This window comes from Nocardia sp. NPDC050718, from assembly GCF_040654235.1.
Classification (GTDB): domain Bacteria; phylum Actinomycetota; class Actinomycetes; order Mycobacteriales; family Mycobacteriaceae; genus Nocardia.
The window spans coordinates 20232-42786 of record NZ_JBFAHQ010000011.1; the positions used below are offsets into that span (position 1 = coordinate 20232).

A 22555-nucleotide genomic window follows, 5' to 3' on the forward strand; every position below is an offset into this window, starting at 1 on the left:
TGTTGTACTTCTCGACGGCGCGGCGGCACAGTCGAGGACATGACCGAGAACGCAGCGCAGACCCTCGATTCCCTCCGCTTCACCGGCCCGGTGTTCACCCCGGCCGACCCCGGCTACGCCGAGGAGGTGGCCGGGTTCCAGACCGCCTACACCCACCGTCCCGCCCTGGTCGTCGGCGCGGTGCATGCCGAGGACGTCCGCGCCGCCGTGGAATACGCCGCCCGGCACCGACTTCCGGTCGCCGTGCAGGCGACCGGGCACGGGCTCTCGGTGGCGGCCGATCACGGCGTGCTCATCACGACCCACCGGATGGACGCCATCACCGTCGACCCGCGCACGCGCACCGCGCGGATCGGCGCCGGGGTGCGGGCCGGTGTCCTGGTCGAGGCGGCGGCCGCGCACGGGCTGGCGCCGCTCAACGGTTCCTCGCCCTCGGTGGGTGTCGTCGGGTACGTGCTCGGCGGTGGGCTCGGTTTGCTCGCCCGCGAATTCGGTTATGCCGCAGACCATGTGCGCTCGATCGACCTGGTGACCGCCGACGGACGGATGCGCACGCTCACCCCCGCCGACGAACTGTTCGGCGCGGTGCTCGGCTCCGGCGGCAACTTCGGCGTGGTCACCGCGCTGGAGCTCGGGCTGGTGCCGGTTACCGAGGTGTTCGGTGGCCAGCTGATCTTCGACACCCCGCTGGTCGACCCGGCGCTCGACACCTGGCGGCGGTGGACCGCGACGCTGCCCGACACCCTCACCTCGACGATCGCGGTGGTCACCTTCCCGGACATCCCGCCGGTGCCGGAACCGATGCGCGGCAGGCACGTCGCCTCGATCCGGATCGCCTTCGACGGCCCCGCCGAGGAAGGCGAACGGCTCGTTGCGCCCCTGCGTGCGATCGGCGACCGGCTGCGCGACGACCTGCGCGTCCTGCCGTACACCGAGTCACACACCATCCACAGCGACCCGGACTTCCCGCACGCCTACGCCGCCACCAACGCGCTGCTGTCCGAGCTGACCGGCGAGGGCATCGCGGCACTGCGCGCGCTGACCGCCCCCGGCGGCCCGGTCGACGCCGTCGTCGACATCCGGCACCTGGGCGGGGCATTGCGGCACGGCGACGCGTCGTCGGTGGACCACCGCGACGCGGAGTTCGTCGTCCGGGTGATCACCGGCGCGGCGGGCGACACCGCACCCGCCGGCCTGGCCGCGGTCCGGGAAGCGCTGGCGCCGTGGACGATCGGGCACAGCCTGAACTTCCTCTACGGCGCGGGTGCCGCCGCGGACGCGGCGCAGACCGAGGCGGGCTACACCCCGGACACCTACGCCCGGCTGGTCACGGCCAAGGCGGCCTACGACCCGCGCAACATGTTCCGTTTCAACCGCAATATCGCGCCCGCGTAAGGAATTCGCCGCTTGTCGATCCGGCCGATCTCTACTATCTTGGTGATATCACTCAGATATCGGGAGGATGTCATGGAGCTGCGGTCCGCATTCCGCGTCAACGGATTCGTCGTCTTGCTGGGGTGGCTGGTGCTCACCCTGGTGTTCGGCGCCGCCGCCGTTTTCGCGTTCATCGCCGCCACCCAGCACGACGGCGGGGCGCCGGCCTGGGCGGGCGCGGTCGCCGCGGCCGTCATCGTGCTGGTGCTGGCGGTGCTCGCCACCGGGTTGATCATCGTCAACCCCAACGAGGCGAAGGTCGTCACCTTCTTCGGCCGCTACGTCGGCTCGGTGTCGGACCCCGGGTTCTTCTCGGTGCTCCCGCTGACCGACCGCAAGTCGATCTCGCTGCGGGTGCGCAACTTCGAGACACAGAAGCTGAAGGTCAACGACGCCGACGGCAATCCGGTCGAGATCGCGGCGGTCGTCGTCTACAAGGTGGTCGACAGCTTCAAGGCCGCGTTCGCGGTCGACGACTACGAGGAGTACGTCGAGACCCAGTCCGAGGCGGCGGTGCGCCACCTCGCCACCACCCACCCCTACGACGCGCACGACGCTGCGCGGACCAGCCTGCGTGACGGCGCCGAGGTGGCCGAGGAGCTCACCGAGGAACTGCGCGAGCGCACCCTCACCGCCGGCATCGAGGTCATCGAGGCCCGGATCACCCATCTGGCCTACGCGCCCGAGATCGCCCAGGCCATGCTGGTCCGCCAGCAGGCCGCCCAGGTGGTCGCCGCGCGCACCCAGATCGTGGAGGGCGCGGTCGGCATGGTCGGCCTGGCGCTGGACCGCCTCGCCGCGGCGGGCACCGTGGAACTCGACGAGGAACGCAAGGCCGCCATGGTCTCGAACCTGCTCGTCGTCCTCTGCGGCGACCGCGCCACCCAGCCGGTCGTGAACACCGGATCCCTCTACGCCTGACCCGCCATGACGGTGCCGAAGAAGGAACCCAAGAAGGTCCTGCTGCGGCTCGACCCGGCCGTCCACGAGGCCATCGCCAAGTGGGCGGCCGACGACCTGCGCAGCGTCAACTCCCAGATCGAATACGCCCTCCGCCTCGCCCTCGACCAGGCGGGCCGCAAGCCCCGCTCGAAGTAGCGCCCGCGTCAGGTGACGCCGAGGACGCGGGTCAGCAGGCGTTGGCGGGTGCGGGTGGCGGACTTGGCGAGGATGGCTTTGACGTGGTCGTTGACGGTGTGCTCGGAGAGGACGAGTTCGGCGGCCAGTTCGCGGGAGTCCAGGCCGGTGGCCAGCAGGGCGAGGACCTGGGATTCGCGAGTGGACAGGCCGTGGGCGCGGGTGAACAGGTCGAGGCGTTCGGCGGCGGTGCTCGGTTCCAGGGCGACGGCGATGTCGTGGTCGCCGAGGCGGTCGGCCTTCACGGTGAGCCAGCGGTTGCCGCCCAGGTGGATGCGGGCCGAGGCGGGGCCGATCGGGGTGCCCGCCTCGGCGGCGAGCAGCGCGGCGCCGGCGTTGTAGACCGAGGCGGGGACCGGCGGGACGGGTTCGTCGGGCGGGAGCAGGCGCAGCAGCGACGCGGCGGCGGCCGCGGTTTGCGAGCGCACGCGCAGGTCGTCGTCGAGCAGGACGACCGCGGGGCCAAGCGGCGGCAGTTGCGCGTCGGATTCGACGAACCCGGCGCCGACCGTGGCGCGCAGCGCGGTCGACATCGCGGGCGTCAGTGCCGTGAGCGCGGCGAGTTCGCTTCTGGTGAAAGGTGATTCGTCGACCCGGAGCAACTCCAGGAATCCCCAGCAGCCGTACCGATCGGCGAAGGTGACGGTCGCCGAGTCGGTGACGCCGAGGGCCCGCTGGGCGGTGCGCCACAGCAGCGAGCGGTCGGGTTCCCCGCCCGTGGCCTCGAGCAGGGAGTGGGCGCCGGTGCCGCGCAGGGTGTCCCAGCGATTGAGCGGGGTGAGATAGCGGGCCCGGATCAGGTCCGGCAGGTGCGCCAGATCGAGGCCGGGCACATCGGCGAGCGGGGCCGTCGCGACCGCGGTGACCGGGTCGGTGAGCGCGAAGACATGGCCGGTGAACGGCATCGACAGCCGTATCTCGGCCAACACGAGCTCGCGCAGTCGTTTGGCGGAGTGATCGGCACGGCACAGCCGGCTCACCCGGTCGGCCAAGGCGCTCGGCACCGGCTCAGTCTACGGCGAAAACCCCCAGCATCAGGGATGTCGGCGGGGCATCGATCGGGCCGACACTCGATGTATTCCATCGAGCAACGGAGGCGACCATGACCACCACCCTGCACATCGACAACACCGTGCGTGACTACGACACCTGGAAGGCGGCCTTCGACCAGTACGAACGCTTCCGCGCCGAGCACGGTGTGCGCACCTACCGCGTCGGCCGCGTCGAGGGCGACCCGGCCCGCGTCCTCGTCGACCTCGATTTCGACGACCGCGCCACCGCCGAGGCGTTCCGGACCGCGCTGGCGCCCGTGCTGGCCACCCCGCGCAGCCGCGCGGTGGTGATCGGTCACCACTCCTGGCTGGTGGACTTGGTCGAAGCACGTATTTCCGCCTGAGCGGCACGTTCTACCGCGCACGGGGACAACCGAACTCGTCCGCGCCGGTAAGTTGTCCCGGTGCCCATCTCGTTCGACATTCCTGGAATGCAGCAGTTGGACAACACGACCTGGGGGAATCCGGCCACTCGTGATGTCGTCGCGTTGACCTATGTCGACGGCGCGCCCGACCTGCCCGCCCGGCTGCACGATCTGCCGCGGCTGCGCAGGCGGCTGGCCGAGCACCACGCCCGCACCGGCTGCCTGATCGAGGCGTTCGTGGTCTGGGTCGACCAGTTGCCCGCGCTGCTGCGGGTGGAGAAGACACAGTTGCCGGGGCCGCGCGGCGAGCTCGTCTTCGCCGCGTCGATCGTGGTGCCCAAGGACCGGTGCTCCGCGGTGTTCCAGATCATCTGTCCGGAGACCGGGGTGCCCGGGCTGCGGGAATCCTCGATCGGCGCGCAGGTCCACCGCGCCGAGATGTGCCCGCCGCACCCGTACGCGCCGGGATTGCGCGGGCGCCTGCCCTATCTCCTGTCCGACGACGTCCGCTTCGACGCCGTGTTCCCCGAGCACGCCCTGACCAGGGCCCGCCGCTGGATCGCCGAGACCGTGCCCAACGTGCGGGTCGACCCCGGCTTCGCGGCGCTGCCCGAGTTCTAGGCGCCCGGCTTCTCGGTGACGAAGATGGCGGTGCCGGGGAAGATCTCCCCGCGCAGCGGCGACCACTGACCCCACTCCCGGTCCAGCCACTCCGGCCAGTCGGGTTCGACGATGTCGAGCAGGGTCAGGCCGGCGCCGACGATCTCCCTGACCCGATCACCGATGGTGCGATGGTGCTCGACATAGGTCGGCACCCCGTCGCCGTCGACCTCGACATACGGCGTCCGGTCGAAATAGGGGATGCGCGCGACCAGGCCGTCCGCGCCGGGATCGTCGGGGAAGATCCAGCGCATCGGGTGGTTCACCGAGAACACCCAGCGCCCGCCCGGCCGCAGCACCCGGGCGACCTCCCGCATCACCAGCGCGGAATCGGCGACGAACGGGACTCCGCCGAAGGCCGAACAGGCCAGGTCGAAGGAGGCGTCGGCGAACGGCAGCGCCTCGGCGCCCGCCTGGACCAGCGGCACCCGCGGCCCACCCCGCGCCATCGCCGCCACGCCCCGCTCGAGCATGCCCATCGACAGATCGAGGCCGACCGGATAGGCGCCCTGGCCCGCCAGCCAGCGCGAACACGGCGCGGAACCACAGCCGATCTCCAGCACGGTCTTGCCGCTCAGCTCGCCGAGGAAGCCCATATCGCCCTCGTGCAGGCCCTCCGGGCACCAGACGAACTCGCCCTCGGGGGAATCGACGCCGAGGAAGTCGGCGTGGGTCTGGTGATACTGGTCGGCGTCGGCGTCCCACCAGCGCCTGCTCGCGCGTTCGCTGTCCGCCGAACCGATCTTGGTCCGGGTGGTCGCGGTGGTTCCCAGCAGCGCGTTGGCCTGCGCATGGCGTTCGTCGTCCGACACGGCGATCAGGGTATCCGCGGGGTGGAGGGGGTGGTTTGCCCGGCTGGACAGGGGTCGCGTACGCTGAGGCACGCGAGTGTCTTTCGAGGAGCGCTGTGCGCCGGGGTTGAATGCGTACGGTATCCGATGACGGAGTCGCCCGTGCTGAGTTCGATCACCAGCAAGTGTGGCGGTCCGTGCGATACTTACCCGGTATCCTTCGTCGCCTCGTCGCGGTGATCTCGCAGCGTACCGAAAGTTCCAATGTCCGCAACCGACCACAATCCGTCCGGAGCAAATCCACATATGCCCACCACCGTCACCTCGCCGCAGGTAGCCGTCAACGACATCGGCTCCGCCGAGGATTTCCTCGCCGCCATCGACGCCACGATCAAGTACTTCAACGATGGCGACATCGTCGAGGGAACCATCGTCAAGGTCGATCGTGACGAGGTCCTGCTCGACATCGGTTACAAGACCGAAGGCGTCATCCCCTCCCGCGAACTCTCCATCAAGCACGATGTCGACCCCAATGAGGTCGTTTCCGTGGGCGATGAGGTCGAGGCCCTGGTTCTCACCAAGGAGGACAAGGAAGGCCGCCTGATCCTGTCGAAGAAGCGGGCGCAGTACGAGCGCGCGTGGGGCACGATCGAGGAGCTCAAGGAGAAGGACGAGGCCGTCAAGGGCACCGTCATCGAGGTCGTCAAGGGCGGCCTGATCCTCGACATCGGCCTCCGTGGCTTCCTGCCCGCCTCGCTCGTCGAGATGCGTCGTGTCCGCGACCTCCAGCCGTACGTCGGCAAGGAGATCGAGGCCAAGATCATCGAGCTCGACAAGAACCGCAACAACGTGGTCCTGTCGCGTCGCGCCTGGCTCGAGCAGACCCAGTCCGAGGTCCGCAGCGAGTTCCTGCACCAGCTGCAGAAGGGCCAGGTCCGCAAGGGTGTGGTCTCCTCGATCGTCAACTTCGGTGCCTTCGTGGACCTGGGTGGCGTCGACGGCCTGGTGCACGTCTCCGAGCTGTCCTGGAAGCACATCGACCACCCGTCCGAGGTCGTCGAGGTCGGCAACGAGGTCACCGTCGAGGTTCTCGACGTCGACCTGGACCGCGAGCGCGTCTCCCTGTCGCTCAAGGCCACCCAGGAAGACCCGTGGCGTCAGTTCGCCCGCACCCACGCGATCGGTCAGATCGTGCCGGGCAAGGTCACCAAGCTGGTTCCGTTCGGTGCGTTCGTGCGCGTCGAAGAGGGCATCGAGGGCCTGGTGCACATCTCCGAGCTGGCCGAGCGCCACGTCGAGGTCCCGGACCAGGTTGTCGCCGTCGGCGACGACGCGATGGTCAAGGTCATCGACATCGACCTGGAGCGTCGCCGGATCTCGCTGTCGCTGAAGCAGGCGAACGAGGACTACCACGCCGAGTTCGACCCGTCGAAGTACGGCATGGCCGACAGCTACGACGACGCGGGCAACTACATCTTCCCCGAGGGCTTCGATCCCGAGACCAACGAATGGCTCGAGGGCTTCGACAAGCAGCGTGAAGAGTGGGAAGGCCGCTACGCCGAGGCCGAGCGTCGCCACAAGATGCACACCGCTCAGATGGAGAAGATGGCAGCCGACGCTGCCGCCGAGGCCGCCAACGGCGGTGCCACCTCGGGCAACTACTCCTCCGAGAGCGGCTCGCAGGCCACCTCCGGCCCGGCCGAGTCCGCCGGTGGTTCGCTCGCCAGCGACGCCCAGCTCGCGGCTCTGCGGGAGAAGCTCTCCGGCAACGCCTGATTCGGGTAGAGCAGTACCGAAGGCCCTGGTCCACACGGACCGGGGCCTTCGGCCTTTTCCCAGGTCGGGTGGAGTAGTGTCGGCGCCGATCGCTCCATCCCCCTCGGGAAAGGTGCTCCATCGACATGAGTTCTGGTCCGTTCGCCGGTCTCAACCGGCGTAAGTTCCTGGCCAAGGCGATGGCCGCCGGCGCCGTGGGAACGCTTGCCACCTGGGCGAATCCGATCATCGACCGCGCCTTCGCCGCCGATCCGGCCGGAATGGGCGGGCTCGGCGACATCGAGCATTTCGTCCTGCTCATGCAGGAGAACCGGTCCTTCGACCACTATTTCGGCACGCTGTCGGGGGTGCGCGGCTTCGGCGAGGAGTCGGCGGCGTGGCGTCAGTACGGCTGGTCGCCCGGAATCGGGCCCACCGCAGACGGTTTCGTCGAGCCCTTCCGGCTCGACACCACCCGCGGCGCCACCCTGGACGGTGAGTGCATCAACGACCCAGACCACACCTGGCCGGGCATGCACAAGGCGTTCAACGACGGGCGCAACGACGGCTGGATGCCGATGTCGGTGGCCTCGGTCGGGCCCGCCAACGCGCCCGCGGCGATGGGTTACTACCTGCCGGAAGACATTCCGATCCACACCGAGCTCGCGCAGGCGTTCACGCTCTGCGACAACTACCACTGCTCGGTGCTCGGCCCGACCGATCCCAACCGGCTGTACTGGGTCAGCGCCACCATCGATCCCGATGGTCTGGCCGGTGGTCCGCTGGTGGAGACGCCGTTGCTGATCCCGAAGAACGTCTACAGCTGGCGCACCTACCCGGAGAACCTGTCCGAGGCGGGCGTGAGCTGGAAGATCTACAGCAACCGCGATGTCGGTCCGGCGTCCTCGATGATCCTCGACGGCATGATGGGCTGCTTCACCCAGGCCGCCGACCCGAACTCCGAGCTGGCCCGGCGGGGCATCGCGCCGGTGTACCCCAACGACTTCCAGGCCGACGTCGCGAACAACACCCTGCCCGCGGTGTCCTGGGTGGTGCCGTCGGTGCTGCACTGCGAGCATCCGGCCCTGCCCGCCGCCTTCGGCGCGGTCGGGATCGTGCAGCTGCTCGACATCCTCACCTCGAACCCGGCGGTGTGGGAGAAGACCGCGCTGATCATCAGCTACGACGAGAACGGCGGCTTCTTCGACCACGTCGTCCCGCCGACCCCGCCGCCGGGCACGGCGGGGGAGTTCCTGACCGTGCCGCTGGACCGGGTGCCCGCCGCGGGTGGGATCGCCGGGCCGATCGGTCTCGGCTACCGGGTGCCCTGTCTGGTCGTCTCGCCCTACAGCCGCGGCGGGCTGGTCGCCTCGCAGACCTTCGACCACACCTCGCAGTTGCGGCTGCTGGAAACCCGGTTCGGGGTCGACGTGCCGAACCTGACCGCGTGGCGGCGCGGCGTCACCGGGGACATGACCTCGACCTTCGATTTCGCGGCCGCGCCGAACGCCGCCAGGCCGGTGCTGCCCGACCCGAGACCCAAGGCGGACGCGGCGGTCGCGCAGTGCGGGCCGAACATCGCGGCGGGCACCCTCGGTCAGGGCGCGCCCTACCCGGTGCCGCCGAACGCGATGCCGACGCAGCAGCCGGGCGGCAGACGCGCGCCGAGCGGTCCGGTCGGGGTGTGACACGGCGCGGGCCCGGCGATTCGTCGCCGGGCCCGTTGCGCGCTGTCGCGGGGAGTCAGCTCGCGGCGGCGGGGACCCAGTAGCCCGCGGCGGCGGCCATGCTGGGACGTTTGCGCATCGCGGCGAAGCTGTGCCGGGCGGGGGAGATCAGGGCGGTGAACCACGATCGGCGGTATTCGGCGAGAGTCGCCGCGACAGCGGGGTGTTCGATGCAATGCACACCGCCGGGCATTCCCAGGCGGTGGCGAGCCGTCCGGTGGTCTGTGGTGCCCATGCTCATCCTTCGGTAGCTGCTGTCGGCATTCTCGCCAGCGCGAACATTAATCCACGCGACTCGCCCGACCCCGGATTTGCGCCGGTCGGCGCATGGGCGTGTCGGAAAGAATCCGATGGCGCGGACCGGGCGGCGCGGCGTCTGCGAGACTGGGCCCCATGTTGCGGATCGGCCTCACCGGAGGCATGGGAGCGGGTAAATCCACAGTGGCGCGGACCCTGGTCGAATGCGGGGCGGTGCTGATCGACTCCGACGCGATCGCCCGCGAGGTCGTCGCCCCCGGCACGCCGGGACTGGCCGCGCTGGTCGAGGCGTTCGGGCCGGATATCCTCGCCGCCGACGGCAGTCTCGACCGGCCCGCGCTGGCCGCGGTCGCCTTCGCCGACGACGAGTCCAGGGGCAAGCTCAACGCGATCACCCATCCGCTGGTCGGCGCGCGGACCGCGGAGCTGATCGGTGCGGCGCCCGCGCAGGCGATCGTCGTGCAGGACATTCCGCTGCTCGTCGAGAACGGGCTGGCCCCGCTCATGCAGCTGGTCCTGGTGGTCGGCGCCGAGGTCGAGACCCGGCTGCGCAGGCTGGTCGAGCAGCGTGGCGTGGCCGAGGCCGACGCGCGCACCAGGATCGCCGCCCAGGCCACCGACGAGCAGCGGCACGCGGTCGCCGACGTGTGGCTCGACAACAACGGCGCCCCGGAGATCGTCGAGGACCGGGTGCGCGCGCTGTGGGCCGAGCGGCTGGTGCCGTTCGAGCGCAATCAGCGCGAGGGCATCCGCGCCGAGGCCGCGTATCGGCTGGTGCCCGCCGATCCGGACTGGGCCGCGCAGGCCCGCCGGATCATCGCGCGGCTGCACCTGGCGTGTGGCGCGTCGGCGGTGCGGATCGACCACATCGGGTCCACCGCGGTGCACGGCCTGCCCGCGAAGGACGTCATCGACATCCAGGTGACGGTGGCCGACCTGGCCACCGCCGAGTCGCTGGCCGACGCGCTCGCCGGGGCCGGGTTCCCGCCCGCGCCCGGAGTCACCCACGACAACCCGAAGCCGACCCCCGGTGATCCCGACGGCACCGACCTGGCCCGCTGGGGCAAGCGCCTGCACGGCAACGCCGATCCCGCCCGCCCCGCGAACATCCATCTGCGCGTGCAGGATTCGCCCGGCCAGCGGTTCGCCCTCGAGCTGCGGGACTGGCTGCGCGCCGAGGAGGACGCGCGCGCGGCGTACCTGGTGATCAAGCGCGAGGCCGAGCAGGCGGCGGCGGGCAAGGCCGGGGAGGCGGCGGCCCAGGCGTACTACGCGGTGCGGGAACCGTGGTTCGACGCGGTGTATCCGGTGGTCACCGACTGGGCTCGCGCGCGCGTCTGACCCGAGACCAATCTGTTAAACATCAATGTTTCAAAAAGCGGCCGAGGGGTGTCGCACGCTGGGTACATTGTGCCGAGTCACCAGCCGGTGACTCGGTTCACAGGGAAGTTGTAGCGCGTATGACAACACATCACCGTCAGTTCGGCCGTGCGGGCTTCGGCGTCACCGCATTCGGCGCCGTCGCCGCCAGTATCGTGCTGGCCGCCCCGCAGGCCTCCGCCTGGGTCGGCAACGTCACGGTGGCGGGCAGCGACCACAAGGTCGGCTGCAGCTACAAGCTGACCGCCAGCGTCGAGGTCGACCGGCTGACCTCGGTGAAGTTCACCGACAACGGTGTCGACATCGCCACGGTGTCGCCGTCGCTGCTCTCGGGCACGGTGAGCACCACCTGGAAGCCCACCACGGCGGGTCAGCACAAGCTCGAGGCGCGCCAGCTGCTGATCAGCGACTCGATCACCGTCACCGTGGCCCAGGCGCCCGCGACCGGCAGCGCGGGTTGCGGCGGCGGTCTGGCGGATCTGTTCCCGAGCCTGTCGGCCGGCTGATCCCGCTCCGAACGACGACACCGCCGGCGACCTCGCTACCGAGGGTCGCCGGCGGTGTCGTTATTTCAGCGCCAGGTCAGCGTCATACCCCGGGTGGCCAGCCAGGCCTCGAGCGAGTGCCCGTGCGCGGCCATCCCGTCGATCGCCGCGGTCGCGTGCTCGATCGCGGCCTGGCAGTCCGCCGCGCCGAGCAGGCCATCGGCGTGCGCGGCCAGCAGTTCGTCGATGTCGACCAGTTCGACCTCCCGGCCGGTGCGCACCAGTAGATCCAGGTAGTGGTCGACCGACTTCCACAGCGTGGCCGACTCCCTGGTGAACGACCCGACGTCGACGTAGATGTCCTGCCAGCGTTCCACGCCCGGGTTGTGGTGGAACTTCGTCGCCCGCAGCGACAGCTCGGGCAGTACCCACGACTCCAGGTAGTGGAAGTTCGGATGGTCGGAGTGCCTGCCCATGTAGAGGCCCCACGGTTCCTCCCGGTAGACCTCCACCGGCCGGACGAATCCCTTCGGATCGGTGTTCGTCCGCGCCGCGACATCGAAGTATTCGATCTTGGGCGGGTGCACGTGCACGGTGGATGCCTGCGTCATGACCGGAAAATCTACCGGTGACCGGCCCGCCGCGCTCACATCCAGGTCAGGGTGATCTCCCGCGAGCGCAGCCACTGCTCGACGTCGTGGTCGTTGGCGGCGAGGCCGTCGAGGACGGCCGCGGCCCGTTCGAAGGCGCGATCGGCCTGCGCGGTGTCGACGTGGCCCGCGGCGTGCGCGGCCAGCAGCTCGCTCGCGCCGCGCAGGGTCGCCGACCGGCCGCGGCGCACGGCGACGTCGAGGAAGTAGTCGGTGGCCTTCCAGCGCTTGGGGCCGACCTGGACGAATTCGACGATGTCGAGGACGTAGTCGTGGCTGCGGTGGTGGCCGGGGCGGTCGTGCTCGATGGTGGCGCGCACGGCGGGTCCCGGCAGCAGCCAGGACTCCTCGTAGCGGCCGCGCGGCCGGTCGACGGTACGGGCGAGGTACATGCCCCACGGCTGCACCTCGTACCGGTCGACGGGCCGGATGTAGCCCTTGGCATCGGTGCTGGTGAGTTCGGCCACGTCGAAGAACTCGATCCGGGGGCGACCCGGCGGTGGCGTGGTGGGAGTCGGTACCGGGGGCGGCTGCGGGCCGCGGATCTCCCGTGCGAAGTATCCCGCGAATCCGGTGACCGCCGGAGCCGCGACGAGCAGAGGAAGCAGTGCGCTCATGGCCTTGTCCTTCACCACGTGCCGATGATCAGCTCAGGGTACGCCCGGATGCGCCTCGCGCACCGTGTCTGCTGGACCACAGCGCTGTGAATACCCTTGGGACATGGGACTTTTCGGACATCCCGCCGGTATGCTCCGAAGTAGCCGGGCCGCCGCCGGTCGATCGCGGGCACGGGCCCGACCAGGCGATGTGGTCGCGGGCGCGTGGTCGCCACGATGCTGCGGTGCGCCGAGTGGCGCGGCGTTCGCGCAGGTGAGCGGATTTCTCGATGAGCAGAAGTTCATCCGAACGACACCGGGGCGGCGGGCGGCGGCTCGGCGTGGCGCGGGTGTGTCGCCGGATCGGCGCCGGTGAGCGGGCTGTCCGCGCGACTTGTCGGTGGTCGGGCCTAACCTGGTGGACATGGCATTCGCAACCGAGATCCCGACGGAAGGGTACGAGGAGCGGGGGCACCCGCTGGCTCATTCCGAGCACCGCCCCGTCGGCACCATCGAGCGTGCGGGCGGGCAGTTCGAGGTGGTCAGCGAGCACCGGCCCGCCGGCGACCAGCCCGCCGCCATCGCCGAGCTGGAGCGGCGGATCACCGCGGGGGAGAAGGACGTCGTCCTGCTCGGTGCCACCGGCACCGGTAAATCGGCGACCACCGCGTGGCTGATCGAGAAGCTGCAGCGGCCCACGCTGGTGATGGCGCCCAACAAGACCCTCGCCGCGCAGCTGGCCAACGAGCTGCGGGAGATGTTGCCGCACAACGCGGTCGAGTACTTCGTCTCCTACTACGACTACTACCAGCCCGAGGCGTACATCGCCCAGACCGACACCTACATCGAGAAGGACAGCTCGATCAACGACGACGTCGAGCGCCTGCGGCACTCGGCGACCTCGAGCCTGCTCTCGCGGCGCGACGTGGTCGTGGTCGCCTCGGTGTCGTGCATCTACGGCCTCGGTACCCCGCAGTCCTACCTGGACCGCTCGGTGCAGCTCGAGGTCGGCACCGAGATCGACCGCGACGCGCTGCTGCGCCTGCTCGTCGACGTGCAGTACACCCGCAACGACATGGCGTTCACCCGCGGCTCGTTCCGGGTGCGCGGCGACACCGTCGAGATCATCCCGTCCTACGAGGAGCTGGCGGTCCGCATCGAGTTCTTCGGTGACGAGATCGAGGCGCTGTACTACCTGCACCCGCTCACCGGTGACGTGGTGCGCCAGGTCGACTCGCTGCGCATCTTCCCCGCCACCCACTACGTCGCCGGGCCGGAGCGGATGGAGCGCGCGGTCGCCGACATCGAGGCCGAATTGGCCGAGCGGCTGGCCGAATTGGAGAAGCAGGGCAAGTTGCTCGAGGCGCAGCGGTTGCGCATGCGCACCGAGTACGACCTCGAGATGATCCGCCAGGTCGGGTTCTGCTCGGGCATCGAGAACTACTCGCGTCACATCGACGGCCGCCCGGCCGGGTCGGCGCCCGCCACCCTGCTGGACTACTTCCCCGACGACTTCCTGCTCGTCATCGACGAGTCGCATGTCACGGTGCCGCAGATCGGCGGCATGTTCGAAGGCGACATGTCGCGCAAGCGCAACCTGGTCGAGTTCGGTTTCCGGCTGCCGTCCGCGGTCGACAACCGCCCGCTGACCTGGGAGGAGTTCGCCGACCGGATCGGTCAGGCGGTGTATCTGTCGGCGACGCCCGGTCCGTACGAGCTGGGGCAGGTGGGTGGCGAGGTCGTCGAGCAGGTCATCCGCCCGACCGGCCTGGTCGACCCGCAGGTGGTGGTGAAGCCGACCAAGGGCCAGATCGACGATCTGGTGCACGAGATCCGTCAGCGCACCGAGCGCGACGAACGCGTGCTGGTCACCACCCTCACCAAGAAGATGGCCGAGGATCTCACCGACTACCTGCTCGGCCTCGGCGTGCGGGTGCGCTACCTGCATTCCGAGATCGACACCCTGCGCCGGGTGGAGCTGCTGCGGCAGCTGCGCCTGGGCGAGTACGACGTGCTGGTCGGCATCAACCTGCTGCGCGAGGGTCTCGACCTGCCCGAGGTGTCGCTGGTGGCGATTCTCGACGCCGACAAGGAGGGCTTCCTGCGGTCGAGCACCAGCCTCATCCAGACCATCGGCCGCGCGGCGCGCAACGTGTCCGGCGAAGTGCACATGTACGCGGACAAGATCACCGATTCGATGCGGCACGCGATCGACGAGACCGATCGCCGCCGCGCCAAGCAGGTCGCCTACAACGCGGCCAACGGCATCGATCCGCAGCCGCTGCGCAAGAAGATCGCCGACATCCTGGATCAGGTGTACCTGGAGGCCGACGACGAGGTCGCCGTCGGCGGTTCGGGCCGCAATGTCAGCCGCGGCAGGCGCGCCCAGGGCGAGCCGGGCCGCGCGGTGAGCGCGGGCATCTACGCCGAACGCGATGTGAAGTCCATGCCGCGCGCGGAGCTGGCGGATCTGGTCGCCTCCCTCACCGACCAGATGATGAACGCCGCCCGCGAGCTCCAGTTCGAGCTGGCGGGGCGGCTGCGCGACGAGATCGCCGATCTGAAGAAGGAACTCCGCGGCATGGACGCCGCGGGCCTGAGCTGAGCATGCCGCCCGGCCAGGTCCCGCGGCGCGGGCCGCTACGCGGATTCCGCCATCCAGGCGGCGATCCGGCGGTCGGCTTCCTCACGCGACATCTCCTCGACCCGGGTGAGCACCGCCCAGCGGTGGCCGAACGGGTCGATGACCACACCGAAGCGCTCGCCGTTGACGAAGGTTTGCGGCTCCTCGGCGGTGCGGGCACCGTGGGCGACCGCGCGGGCGACCACGGCGTCGACGTCGGGGCAGTAGTGCACGATCGAGGTGTGTACCCAGTCCAGCGGTGCGCGCACGTTGTTGTCGGGGATGGGCATGCCGAGCTGCAGGGTCGAATCGCCGATCAGCAGCTCGGCGTGGGCGGCCTGCCCGTCGGGCAGATCGGCCCGGCTGAGCAGCTTCGCGCCGAACACCTCGGTGTAGAAGTCGATGGCCGCGTTGGCGTCCGGCACGGCCAGGAAACAGGTGATGGAGTGGTAGCCCTCCGGAATGGGCGCAACGGGATTGGTCATGTCCTCGATCCTGGTCGAGCGGCGTCGGCCGATCTTGTAAGAAAGCGACAGATCCGATGACGGCACCCGATCCGGCCGAGACGAAGGGCATTCTGCATCCGGGGGAGCAGGCCCGGCATCGCTCGCTGGACCGGCTGGCGGTCGGTCCCGCGCTGGCCGAGTTCGCCGATCGGTACTGGGTCGTGCGCTGGGATCTGCGGGGAAAACCGGCCTATCGCGCCGAGGTGCTGTCGTTCCCGTGTGTGAATGTCACCTTCGAGCGCAGCAGCCTGCGCACCGGCGGATTCGTCAACGGGGTGAGTACCACGAAGTACGTGCGTGAGCTCGACGGCGAGGGCGAGACGTTCGGTCTCCGGTTCCGGCCCGGTGGGTTCGGCGCCTTCACCGGCGGGGATGTCGGTGCGCTGCGCGATGATTCGGCTCCGCTGGCCGAGGTGCTGCCCGCCGCCGCGGGCCTGGCCGACCGGGTGCTGGCAGAGCCGTCCGACGCGGCGCGGGTGTCGATCGTCGAGGATTTCTTCGCCGGGCGGGGTCGCGCGGACGATCCGCACTACGCGCTGGTGTCGCGCATCGTCACCGCGATGGCGGCCGATCCCGCGCTCACCCGGGTCGACCAGGTGACCGAACGCTTCGCGGTGCCGATCCGGACGTTGCAGCGGTTGTTCCGCCGCTATGTCGGGGCCGGGCCGAAATGGGTGCTGTGCCGATTCCGGTTGCAGGATGCCGCCGATCTGCTGGCGCGCGGCGACAAGCCGGATCTGGCGACGCTGGCCGCCGACCTCGGCTATTTCGATCAGGCACATTTCAGTAGGGAATTCACCGCCGAGATCGGGATGTCGCCGTGGGAATACGCGCGTAAAGCGCAGGCGAGCGCGGCGAGCGCACCGCGCTGACAGGGTGTCGAGACCCCAGAATTCGGGTATGTGAAATATCGTTGTTTCGACTGGGAACGGTGCTGTCCGTCGATAGTCTCACCGCATTCGCGGCGATCGCTGCCGCGGGAGAGTGAGGACATCAACGGTGACAACAACTTTCCGCCGGACCACCCGGCTCGGTCTGGCCGGCTCCGGCATCGCCATGGCCCTGGCCACGGCCGCGCTGATCGCGCCGTTCGCGCACGCCGACTCGACCCAGCACGTCGCGGTCGAGGGCTCCGATCACACAGCCGGCTGCTCGTACACGGTCACCGCGGTCGGTGTCGTCGGGTACAGCAGCAGTGACTCCGGCGCCGACGTGACCTTCTACGACAACGGCGCGGTGATCGGCACCGTCGCGGTGCCCGCCATCGGCGCCACCACCACGACCTGGCGACCCGCCGCCGCCGGCACGCACGAAGTGACGGCGAAAGTCGCCGGGATCAGCACCCGGTGGATCGTCCCCGTCACGGTGACGGTCGCGCCGTCCACCGGTACCGGAAGCGCCGCCTGCGGGCTGCCCAGCTTTTCCGGCTGATGTGAGCAAAGTCCCAGCCGCGCAGGCGCGTTGATTGTGTTGTGATAGGCCACAGTTTTCCCGAGTCGCGGTCTGATCGCCGCAGGTGACTCTTCGCCACTGTCGCGAAGGCCACCGGCACGGCGCCCACCGGCGCCAACACTCCCGATGTGATCTGTTGCGATTTGTCGATAAATCGGCCTGTTTTGGCGTTAGGGTCGACCCAATTGCCGCGCTGACGCTCGATTCCCGGGTTGATCGGTGCTCGGCACCGACCAAGTTGGAGGAGAGATGACCGCCTACCGGACCATTGTCGTCGGTACTGATGGCTCGGATTCGTCGTACGTCGCCGTGGAGAAGGCCGCAGCGCTCGCCGGCGACGCGGACGCGACTCTCGTGCTGGCCTGTGCCTACTTCCCGACCGACGATCGCGATGTCGCCGCCGCGGCCGACGTGCTCAAGGACGAGGCCTACCAGGTGCGTGGCTCGGCGCCGACCAACGAGATCCTGCACGTAGCCCGGGAGAAGGCGGTGGCCGCCGGCGCGAAGAACATCGTCGAGCGCGCCATCGTCGGCGAGCCGGTCGATTCGCTGCTCGACCTGGTCAACGAGACCAAGGCCGATCTGCTGGTCGTCGGTAACCGGGGCCTGAACACCCTGGCCGGCCGCCTGCTCGGCTCGGTGCCCTCGGACGTGGCGCGCAAGTCGCGCTCGGACGTGCTGATCGTGCACACCGTTCGCTAGTCCTGTTCGATCCCACACTCGGGGGCGCTGCTTCGGCAGCGCCCCCGGGTTGTTTCCGGCGTCAGCGCTGGACCGGCTCCTGCCTTGTGCCGCCGCGCAATCCGATCGACATGATGTCGGACGGCTCATCGAGTTCGATGCGATGCCAATGGTGCCGCGCCACCAGGAACGCGGTGCCCGCCGTCAGCCGTACAAAGGTCTCCGGTGCGCCCGGTTCCGCGGGGCGCAGATACAGGCGCAGCGCGCCGCGCAGACAGCACACCGCCTCGTCACCGGCGGGATGCATCTCCCAGTGGTCGGCGTGGACGTCGGTGTCGGACTCGACGTGGAAGGCGGCCAACTGCCAGCCGCCGTCGTCGGCGGCCATCCGGCGCTCGCCCGATTCGACGGTGCCTTCGGGCCGGAAGCGCAGGGCGCGGTCGAACAGATCGATGGGGGACATCGGTGTTCCTTTCACTGTGCTGCCGCGGGAAGGTCCTCGCGGACAGAGGTTTTCGTGCCGTCGGAGCCGGGGAGAACGAGGGCGGCGATCGCGGCCGCCGCGACGAACAGCAGGGCGCCGATCCCGAGCGCGAAGGCGTAGCCGCTGGTGAGCGCCGCCGGTTCGGTGCCCGCACCGGACCGGGCGGCGGCGAAGGTCGCCAGCGCCGCGACGCCGACGCTGCCGCCGAGCTGGCGGGCGCTGTTGAACACGCCGGAGGCCATCCCGGCCTCGCCCGGCGCGACGGCGGTGACGGCGGCCGCGGCGACCGGCGCCAGGCACAGGCCGAGCCCGAATCCGCCGATGATCGAGGGGCCGAGGACATCGGCGAGGAAACCGCCGTCGGGACTGATCGACGCGAACCAGCCGATCCCCGTCGCGGTCAGCAGCGCGCCGCCGATCAGGAGCGGGCGCGGGGATCGATGGGTCCCGATCCGGGTCGCGACCACCGTGCCGGCGATGACGCACAGCGAGAACGGGACGAAGGCCGCGCCGGTGGCGCCCGCGCTCATGCCCAGGACGCGCTGCATATACAGCGACACGAGGTAGAACGCCGAGAACTGGCCCGCGGCGGCGCACAGGACGAACAGGTTGCCGCCGAGCACCCAGCGGTTGCGCAGCAGCCCGAGCCGCAGCAGCGGGTGGTGAGCTCGGCGTTCCACGATCGCGAACCCGAGCAGCAGGGTCGCGGCCACCGCCAGCGTCGCGCCGGTCTCGGCGGAGATCCATCCGTGCCGATCGGTGCGGACGATCCCGGTGATCAGCAAGCCGACGCCGCCGGTCGCCAGCACCGCGCCGGCGAGGTCGAGCCGGCCTGCCCCGCTCGACGGCCGGTCGGCGGGTACGCCGGCGGCCGTGGCCAGCAGCGCGATCGCGACGATCGGCAGGTTGATCAGCATCACCCAGCGCCAGTCGGCGTACTCGGTGAGCAGGCCGCCGACGAGCACGCCCAGTGCCCCGCCCGCCGCGTTGACCCCGCCCCACACGCCGAGTGCCCGGATCCGCGCTGGTCCGTCGGGAAACGCGGTGGTGAGGGTCGCCAGGGCCGCGGGGGCCACCGCCGCCGCGGCGATGCCCTGCGCGGCGCGCGCGGCCACCAGCTGCCAGGGCGCCTGCGCGAGTCCGCCCGCCAGTGACGCGATCCCGAAGGCGATCAGCCCGACGGTGAACAGCCTGCGCCGTCCGTACCGGTCGCACGCGGTGCCGCCGAGCAGGAGGAACCCGCCGAAGGTCAGCGCGTACATGTGCACCACCCAGGCCAGATCCAGCGGCGCGAAGCCGAGCGTGTCCCCGATGGCGGGCAGCGCGACGTTCACCACGGCCATATCGAGGGCGACCATGAACTGCGCGACACCCACGGCGGTGAGTACGGCGGGGGGATGTGGCGGCGACGAGTTTTTATACATGTATAAAAACTAACCGCAGCCGCGGCCCCGTGTCCATACCCACGCCGCCGGATGGGTCAAGATGGACCCATGCCGACTCCGTCCTCGCAGCCAGCGCGCACCGGCAGGCCCGCGCGCCTGTCCCGCGCCGACATCGTCGCCGCCGCGCACGCGGTGATCGAGGCCGAGGGCGTCGAGAAACTGACCATGCGCAGGCTCGCCGGTGCGCTGGAGTGCACCCCGATGGCCCTGTACCACCACGTCCGAGACAAGGACGACCTGCTGCGGCTGCTCCTCGACGACTACGCCGACGGCATCGTCTGGCCCGCGCTGCCCGACGATCCCCGGCAGCGAATCCTGGTCGCCGCCACCGCGATGCACGACGCGCTCGCGGCGCACGCGTGGATCGTGGAGGTGCTGGTGAACGGCGATCTGTTCGGCCGTTCGGCGCTGTGGGTGCCCGAGACCATCATCGACGCCGCCGTCGCCGCGGGACTGGGCATCGAGCGCGCGGTGGCCGCGTACCGAGCCATCTGGCACTACACCGCGGGCGATCTGATCGTCACCGGCCGCTCGGCCCGCCGTGCCGCGCAGGGCCCCACCTATCGCGCCGAGGTCTTCGCGAACCTGGACCCCGACGCGATGCCGCGGCTGGCCGAAGTCGGTTCCCGCTGGATCGAATTCGACGCCGTGAGCACGTACGCGACCGGCCTGGACGCGCTGGTCACCGGCTTGCTGGCCGACCCGGGCCGGGCCTGAAGACGCGCCGGGGCGGTCTGGCGCCGATGACGCCCGGCAGGCCGAAGGGCGATCCGCCTAGCCGAGCGCGGACAGCACCTCGGGCAGGTCCTCGGTGTGCACGACGGCCAGGCGCTGGGTCGCACGGGTCAGGGCGACGTAGAGGTCGTTGAGGCCGCGCGGTGATTCGTCCAGGATCGCCTGGGGCTCCACCAGGTACACGCGGTCGAACTCGAGGCCCTTGGCGTCGTGCACGGTCAGGACCTGCACCGATTCCCCGGCCAGCGGGGACAGTTCGGGGACGAGCGCGGCGGGCGCGAGGATCGCGCTGGTGCCCGGACCGTGCTCGGCCTCGAGCAGACGCGCCAGTTCGCCGGACACCTCGGCGGGCCGAACCCGGTGCGCGCGGGGCGGATTGCCGGTCTCGCGGACCGAACGCGGCACCTGGACCCCGGGGTCGATGGCGGCCAGCACGTCGGCGGCGACGGCCATGATCTCGGCGGGGGTGCGGTAGTTGACGGTCAGCTCGGTGAGCTTCCAGCGTTGTGCTACATAGGGTTCCAGCACCCGCTGCCAGGACGACGCGCCCGCCGGGTCGCCGGTCTGGGCGACATCGCCGACCACCGTGATCCACCGGTTCGGGATGCGCCGCATCACCATGCGCCAGGCCATCTGTGACAGCTCCTGCGCCTCGTCGACGATCACGTGCCCGTAGGTCCAGGTGCGGTCGCCCGCGGCGCGTTCGGCGGTGGTCTGCCGGTTGCCGAATTCCTGGCGCTGGGCCAGCTGGGAGGCGTCGATGAGGTCGTAGGCCATCAGGATCTCGGGATCGAGTTCGTCCTCGATGTCCTGGGGCGCGGAGCCGGTGAGGATGTCGAGGGCGTCCTGCGCCTCGGCCAGCTGGGCGCGCCAGCGGCGACGGGCGCGTTCGCGCTCCTCGGTGTCGTCCACGCCGAGCAGTTCGGCCAGCTCGTCGAGCAGCGGCGCGTCGGCGGCGCCGAACATGCCGTCGTCGGTGCGGACCAGCTCGGCCCGGTCCTCGGCGCTGAGGGTCTTGGCGGCGCGATCGAGCCGGGCCGGGTCGGCCAGCAGGTCGGCCAGCACCTCCTGCGGGGACAGGATCGGCCACAGCGCGCTGATCGCGGCCTGGACCTGCGGGTCGGACCGCATCTCGTCGCCGATCTCGGTGAGGTCGGCCGAGCTGAGCAGGCTGGTCCCGCCGGACAGGTCGGCGCCCATGGTCGCGGCCAGCTGGTCGGTGAGCGCGTCGATCACCGAGGACGCGAAGATCGGCCTGGCCAGGTTGTGCGGGCGGCGCGAGGACCTGGCCCGGCCGCGGGCCTTGGTCGCGATCTTGCGATCCAGCGTCACCGGGTAGCCGTCGAAGGTGAGCCGCACCGGCTCGCCGGGCACCTCCTGGCGGTCGCGGACCGCCTGCTTGAGCACCTCGAGCATGTCGAGGGAGCCCTTGATCTCGCCGGCGCGCAGCGTGTCCTCGCGCACGGCCTTCACCCCCGGATACAGATCGCCGATGGTGGACAGCAGCACGCCGGTCTCACCGAGCGAGGGCAGCACCTGCCCGATGTAGTCGAGGAAGGTGGCGTTCGGCCCGATGATCAGCACGCCGCTCTTGGCCAGCTGCTGGCGGTAGGTGTAGAGCAGGTAGGCGGCGCGGTGCAGCGCGACCGCGGTCTTGCCGGTGCCCGGTCCGCCCTGGACCACCAGCACGCTCTTGTGCTCGGAGCGGATGATCGCGTCCTGCTCGCTCTGGATGGTCTCGACGATGTCGTTCATGTGCCCGGTGCGCGCGGCGTTGAGCGCCGACAGCAGCGCGCTCTCGCCGCCGACGCCGTCGTCGGTGCCGACCGCGCCGTCGCGCTCGGCGGCGCGCAGGTCCAGGTACTCGTCGGTGATGGCGGTGACCGCGCGGTTGCGCGAGCGGATGTGCCTGCGCCGGACCACGTCCTCGGGGTTGGCGGTGGTCGCCAGGTAGAACGGGCGGGCCAGCGGCGCGCGCCAGTCCAGCAGCAGCGGCTCGTAGTCGTTGTCCTCGTCGAGGATGCCGAGCCTGCCGATGTAGCGGGCTTCGGGCTCGTCGCCGTCCAGATCGATCCGGCCGAAGCACAGACCGTGCTCGGCGGCGTCGTATTTGGCCAGGTCCTCGCTGTAGAGCTGGGTGAACGACTCGCGCTCACTGCGCGCCTGGGGGGTGCCGCCGGTCTCCAGCAGCACGGTCTTCAGCCGGTTCTGCGCGTAGTCGCGCATGCCGTCGAGCCGGTCGTAGAGCACCGAGAGGTACTGCTGTTCCGCGGCGCGATCATCGGCGAGGCGGTCGGGCAAAACAGGACTCCTTTGTCACCGGCGAGAACAGAGTTGTC

23 protein-coding genes are annotated in these 22555 nt (G+C 70.2%); 14 read left to right on the plus strand and 9 right to left on the minus strand.

The features are described 5' to 3' along the window. Positions 1–39: 39 nt before the first annotated feature. The 3 genes from AB0H54_RS31430 (at position 40) to AB0H54_RS31440 (ending at position 2532) form a co-directional block, all read left to right on the plus strand. Positions 40–1395 carry an FAD-binding oxidoreductase gene (locus AB0H54_RS31430; RefSeq protein ID WP_357350375.1) on the plus strand — a complete coding sequence of 452 codons (1356 nt, stop codon included), beginning with the start codon at positions 40–42 and terminating at the stop codon, positions 1393–1395. 72 nt (positions 1396–1467) lie between these two features. Then, positions 1468–2355 carry an SPFH domain-containing protein gene (locus AB0H54_RS31435; RefSeq protein ID WP_357350377.1) on the plus strand — a complete coding sequence of 296 codons (888 nt, stop codon included), beginning with the start codon at positions 1468–1470 and terminating at the stop codon, positions 2353–2355. Between the two features lie 6 nt (positions 2356–2361). Then, positions 2362–2532, plus strand: coding sequence for a hypothetical protein (locus AB0H54_RS31440; protein ID WP_355284699.1), 171 nt, complete (start codon positions 2362–2364; stop codon positions 2530–2532). 8 nt (positions 2533–2540) lie between these two features. On the opposite strand, the gene AB0H54_RS31445 is transcribed toward AB0H54_RS31440, so the two are convergent. After that, positions 2541–3575, minus strand: coding sequence for a helix-turn-helix transcriptional regulator (locus AB0H54_RS31445; protein ID WP_357350379.1), 1035 nt, complete (start codon positions 3573–3575; stop codon positions 2541–2543). Positions 3576–3673: 98 nt separating this feature from the next. Here AB0H54_RS31445 and AB0H54_RS31450 point away from each other — a divergent pair, with 98 nt between their 5' ends. Both AB0H54_RS31450 and AB0H54_RS31455 read left to right on the plus strand, forming a co-directional pair. Beyond that, complete coding sequence (locus AB0H54_RS31450; RefSeq protein ID WP_357350381.1) at positions 3674–3967, plus strand: hypothetical protein; 294 nt, start codon at positions 3674–3676, stop codon at positions 3965–3967. 87 nt (positions 3968–4054) lie between these two features. Continuing rightward, entirely contained in the window at positions 4055–4609 is a 555-nt protein-coding gene (locus AB0H54_RS31455; RefSeq protein WP_357350383.1) for a hypothetical protein, read from the plus strand. Here the strand turns inward: AB0H54_RS31455 and AB0H54_RS31460 are convergent. Beyond that, positions 4606–5460, minus strand: a complete 855-nt coding sequence (locus tag AB0H54_RS31460; RefSeq protein ID WP_355284688.1) for a class I SAM-dependent methyltransferase — start codon at positions 5458–5460, stop codon at positions 4606–4608. The genes AB0H54_RS31455 and AB0H54_RS31460 overlap by 4 nt on opposite strands. 285 nt (positions 5461–5745) lie before the next feature. Between AB0H54_RS31460 and rpsA the strand changes: the two genes are divergently transcribed. Continuing rightward, positions 5746–7215, plus strand: a complete 1470-nt coding sequence (rpsA, locus tag AB0H54_RS31465; RefSeq protein WP_355284686.1) for a 30S ribosomal protein S1 — start codon at positions 5746–5748, stop codon at positions 7213–7215. A gap of 125 nt (positions 7216–7340) precedes the next feature. Beyond that, positions 7341–8882 (plus strand): alkaline phosphatase family protein, encoded by a 1542-nt coding sequence (locus AB0H54_RS31470; RefSeq protein WP_357350386.1) that lies wholly within the window; start codon positions 7341–7343, stop codon positions 8880–8882. A gap of 55 nt (positions 8883–8937) precedes the next feature. On the opposite strand, the gene AB0H54_RS31475 is transcribed toward AB0H54_RS31470, so the two are convergent. After that, the gene (locus AB0H54_RS31475) at positions 8938–9156 is read right to left on the minus strand and encodes a hypothetical protein (protein ID WP_218716679.1); all 219 of its coding nucleotides are present in this window, start codon (positions 9154–9156) and stop codon (positions 8938–8940) included. Between the two features lie 158 nt (positions 9157–9314). Here AB0H54_RS31475 and coaE point away from each other — a divergent pair, with 158 nt between their 5' ends. Beyond that, positions 9315–10520 carry a dephospho-CoA kinase gene (gene coaE / locus AB0H54_RS31480; RefSeq protein ID WP_357350388.1) on the plus strand — a complete coding sequence of 402 codons (1206 nt, stop codon included), beginning with the start codon at positions 9315–9317 and terminating at the stop codon, positions 10518–10520. Positions 10521–10639: 119 nt separating this feature from the next. Then, positions 10640–11065, plus strand: a complete 426-nt coding sequence (locus AB0H54_RS31485; RefSeq protein ID WP_357350390.1) for a hypothetical protein — start codon at positions 10640–10642, stop codon at positions 11063–11065. Between the two features lie 65 nt (positions 11066–11130). Here AB0H54_RS31485 and AB0H54_RS31490 read toward each other — a convergent pair whose 3' ends face one another. Then, complete coding sequence (locus AB0H54_RS31490) at positions 11131–11655, minus strand: DUF402 domain-containing protein (RefSeq protein ID WP_357350392.1); 525 nt, start codon at positions 11653–11655, stop codon at positions 11131–11133. 35 nt (positions 11656–11690) lie between these two features. Further along, a complete protein-coding gene (locus AB0H54_RS31495) occupies positions 11691–12311 on the minus strand; it encodes a hypothetical protein (protein WP_357350394.1) in 621 nt (206 codons plus the stop codon). Positions 12312–12714: 403 nt separating this feature from the next. Between AB0H54_RS31495 and uvrB the strand changes: the two genes are divergently transcribed. Continuing rightward, positions 12715–14895 carry an excinuclease ABC subunit UvrB gene (gene uvrB / locus AB0H54_RS31500; protein ID WP_355281557.1) on the plus strand — a complete coding sequence of 727 codons (2181 nt, stop codon included), beginning with the start codon at positions 12715–12717 and terminating at the stop codon, positions 14893–14895. Positions 14896–14930: 35 nt separating this feature from the next. Here uvrB and AB0H54_RS31505 read toward each other — a convergent pair whose 3' ends face one another. Continuing rightward, on the minus strand, positions 14931–15398 hold the full coding sequence (locus tag AB0H54_RS31505; protein ID WP_355281559.1) for a VOC family protein: 468 nt from the start codon (positions 15396–15398) through the stop codon (positions 14931–14933). A 56-nt stretch (positions 15399–15454) separates the two neighbouring features. Here AB0H54_RS31505 and AB0H54_RS31510 point away from each other — a divergent pair, with 56 nt between their 5' ends. The 3 genes from AB0H54_RS31510 (at position 15455) to AB0H54_RS31520 (ending at position 17573) form a co-directional block, all read left to right on the plus strand. Next, entirely contained in the window at positions 15455–16291 is an 837-nt protein-coding gene (locus AB0H54_RS31510; RefSeq protein WP_357350396.1) for a helix-turn-helix domain-containing protein, read from the plus strand. Positions 16292–16418: 127 nt separating this feature from the next. Continuing rightward, entirely contained in the window at positions 16419–16850 is a 432-nt protein-coding gene (locus AB0H54_RS31515; protein ID WP_357350398.1) for a hypothetical protein, read from the plus strand. Positions 16851–17120: 270 nt separating this feature from the next. Then, the gene (locus AB0H54_RS31520) at positions 17121–17573 is read left to right on the plus strand and encodes a universal stress protein (RefSeq protein WP_355281567.1); all 453 of its coding nucleotides are present in this window, start codon (positions 17121–17123) and stop codon (positions 17571–17573) included. Between the two features lie 61 nt (positions 17574–17634). On the opposite strand, the gene AB0H54_RS31525 is transcribed toward AB0H54_RS31520, so the two are convergent. After that, the gene (locus tag AB0H54_RS31525) at positions 17635–18015 is read right to left on the minus strand and encodes a cupin (protein WP_357350400.1); all 381 of its coding nucleotides are present in this window, start codon (positions 18013–18015) and stop codon (positions 17635–17637) included. Between the two features lie 11 nt (positions 18016–18026). Next, positions 18027–19460: an MFS transporter gene (locus tag AB0H54_RS31530; RefSeq protein ID WP_357350402.1), complete on the minus strand. Its 1434-nt coding sequence runs from the start codon at positions 19458–19460 to the stop codon at positions 18027–18029. A 69-nt stretch (positions 19461–19529) separates the two neighbouring features. On the opposite strand from AB0H54_RS31530, the gene AB0H54_RS31535 reads away from it, so the two are divergent. Continuing rightward, positions 19530–20198 (plus strand): TetR/AcrR family transcriptional regulator C-terminal domain-containing protein, encoded by a 669-nt coding sequence (locus AB0H54_RS31535; protein WP_357350405.1) that lies wholly within the window; start codon positions 19530–19532, stop codon positions 20196–20198. A gap of 57 nt (positions 20199–20255) precedes the next feature. Here the strand turns inward: AB0H54_RS31535 and AB0H54_RS31540 are convergent, their stop codons facing one another. Further along, positions 20256–22517, minus strand: a complete 2262-nt coding sequence (locus tag AB0H54_RS31540; protein WP_357350408.1) for a 3'-5' exonuclease — start codon at positions 22515–22517, stop codon at positions 20256–20258. Positions 22518–22555: the final 38 nt, after the last annotated feature.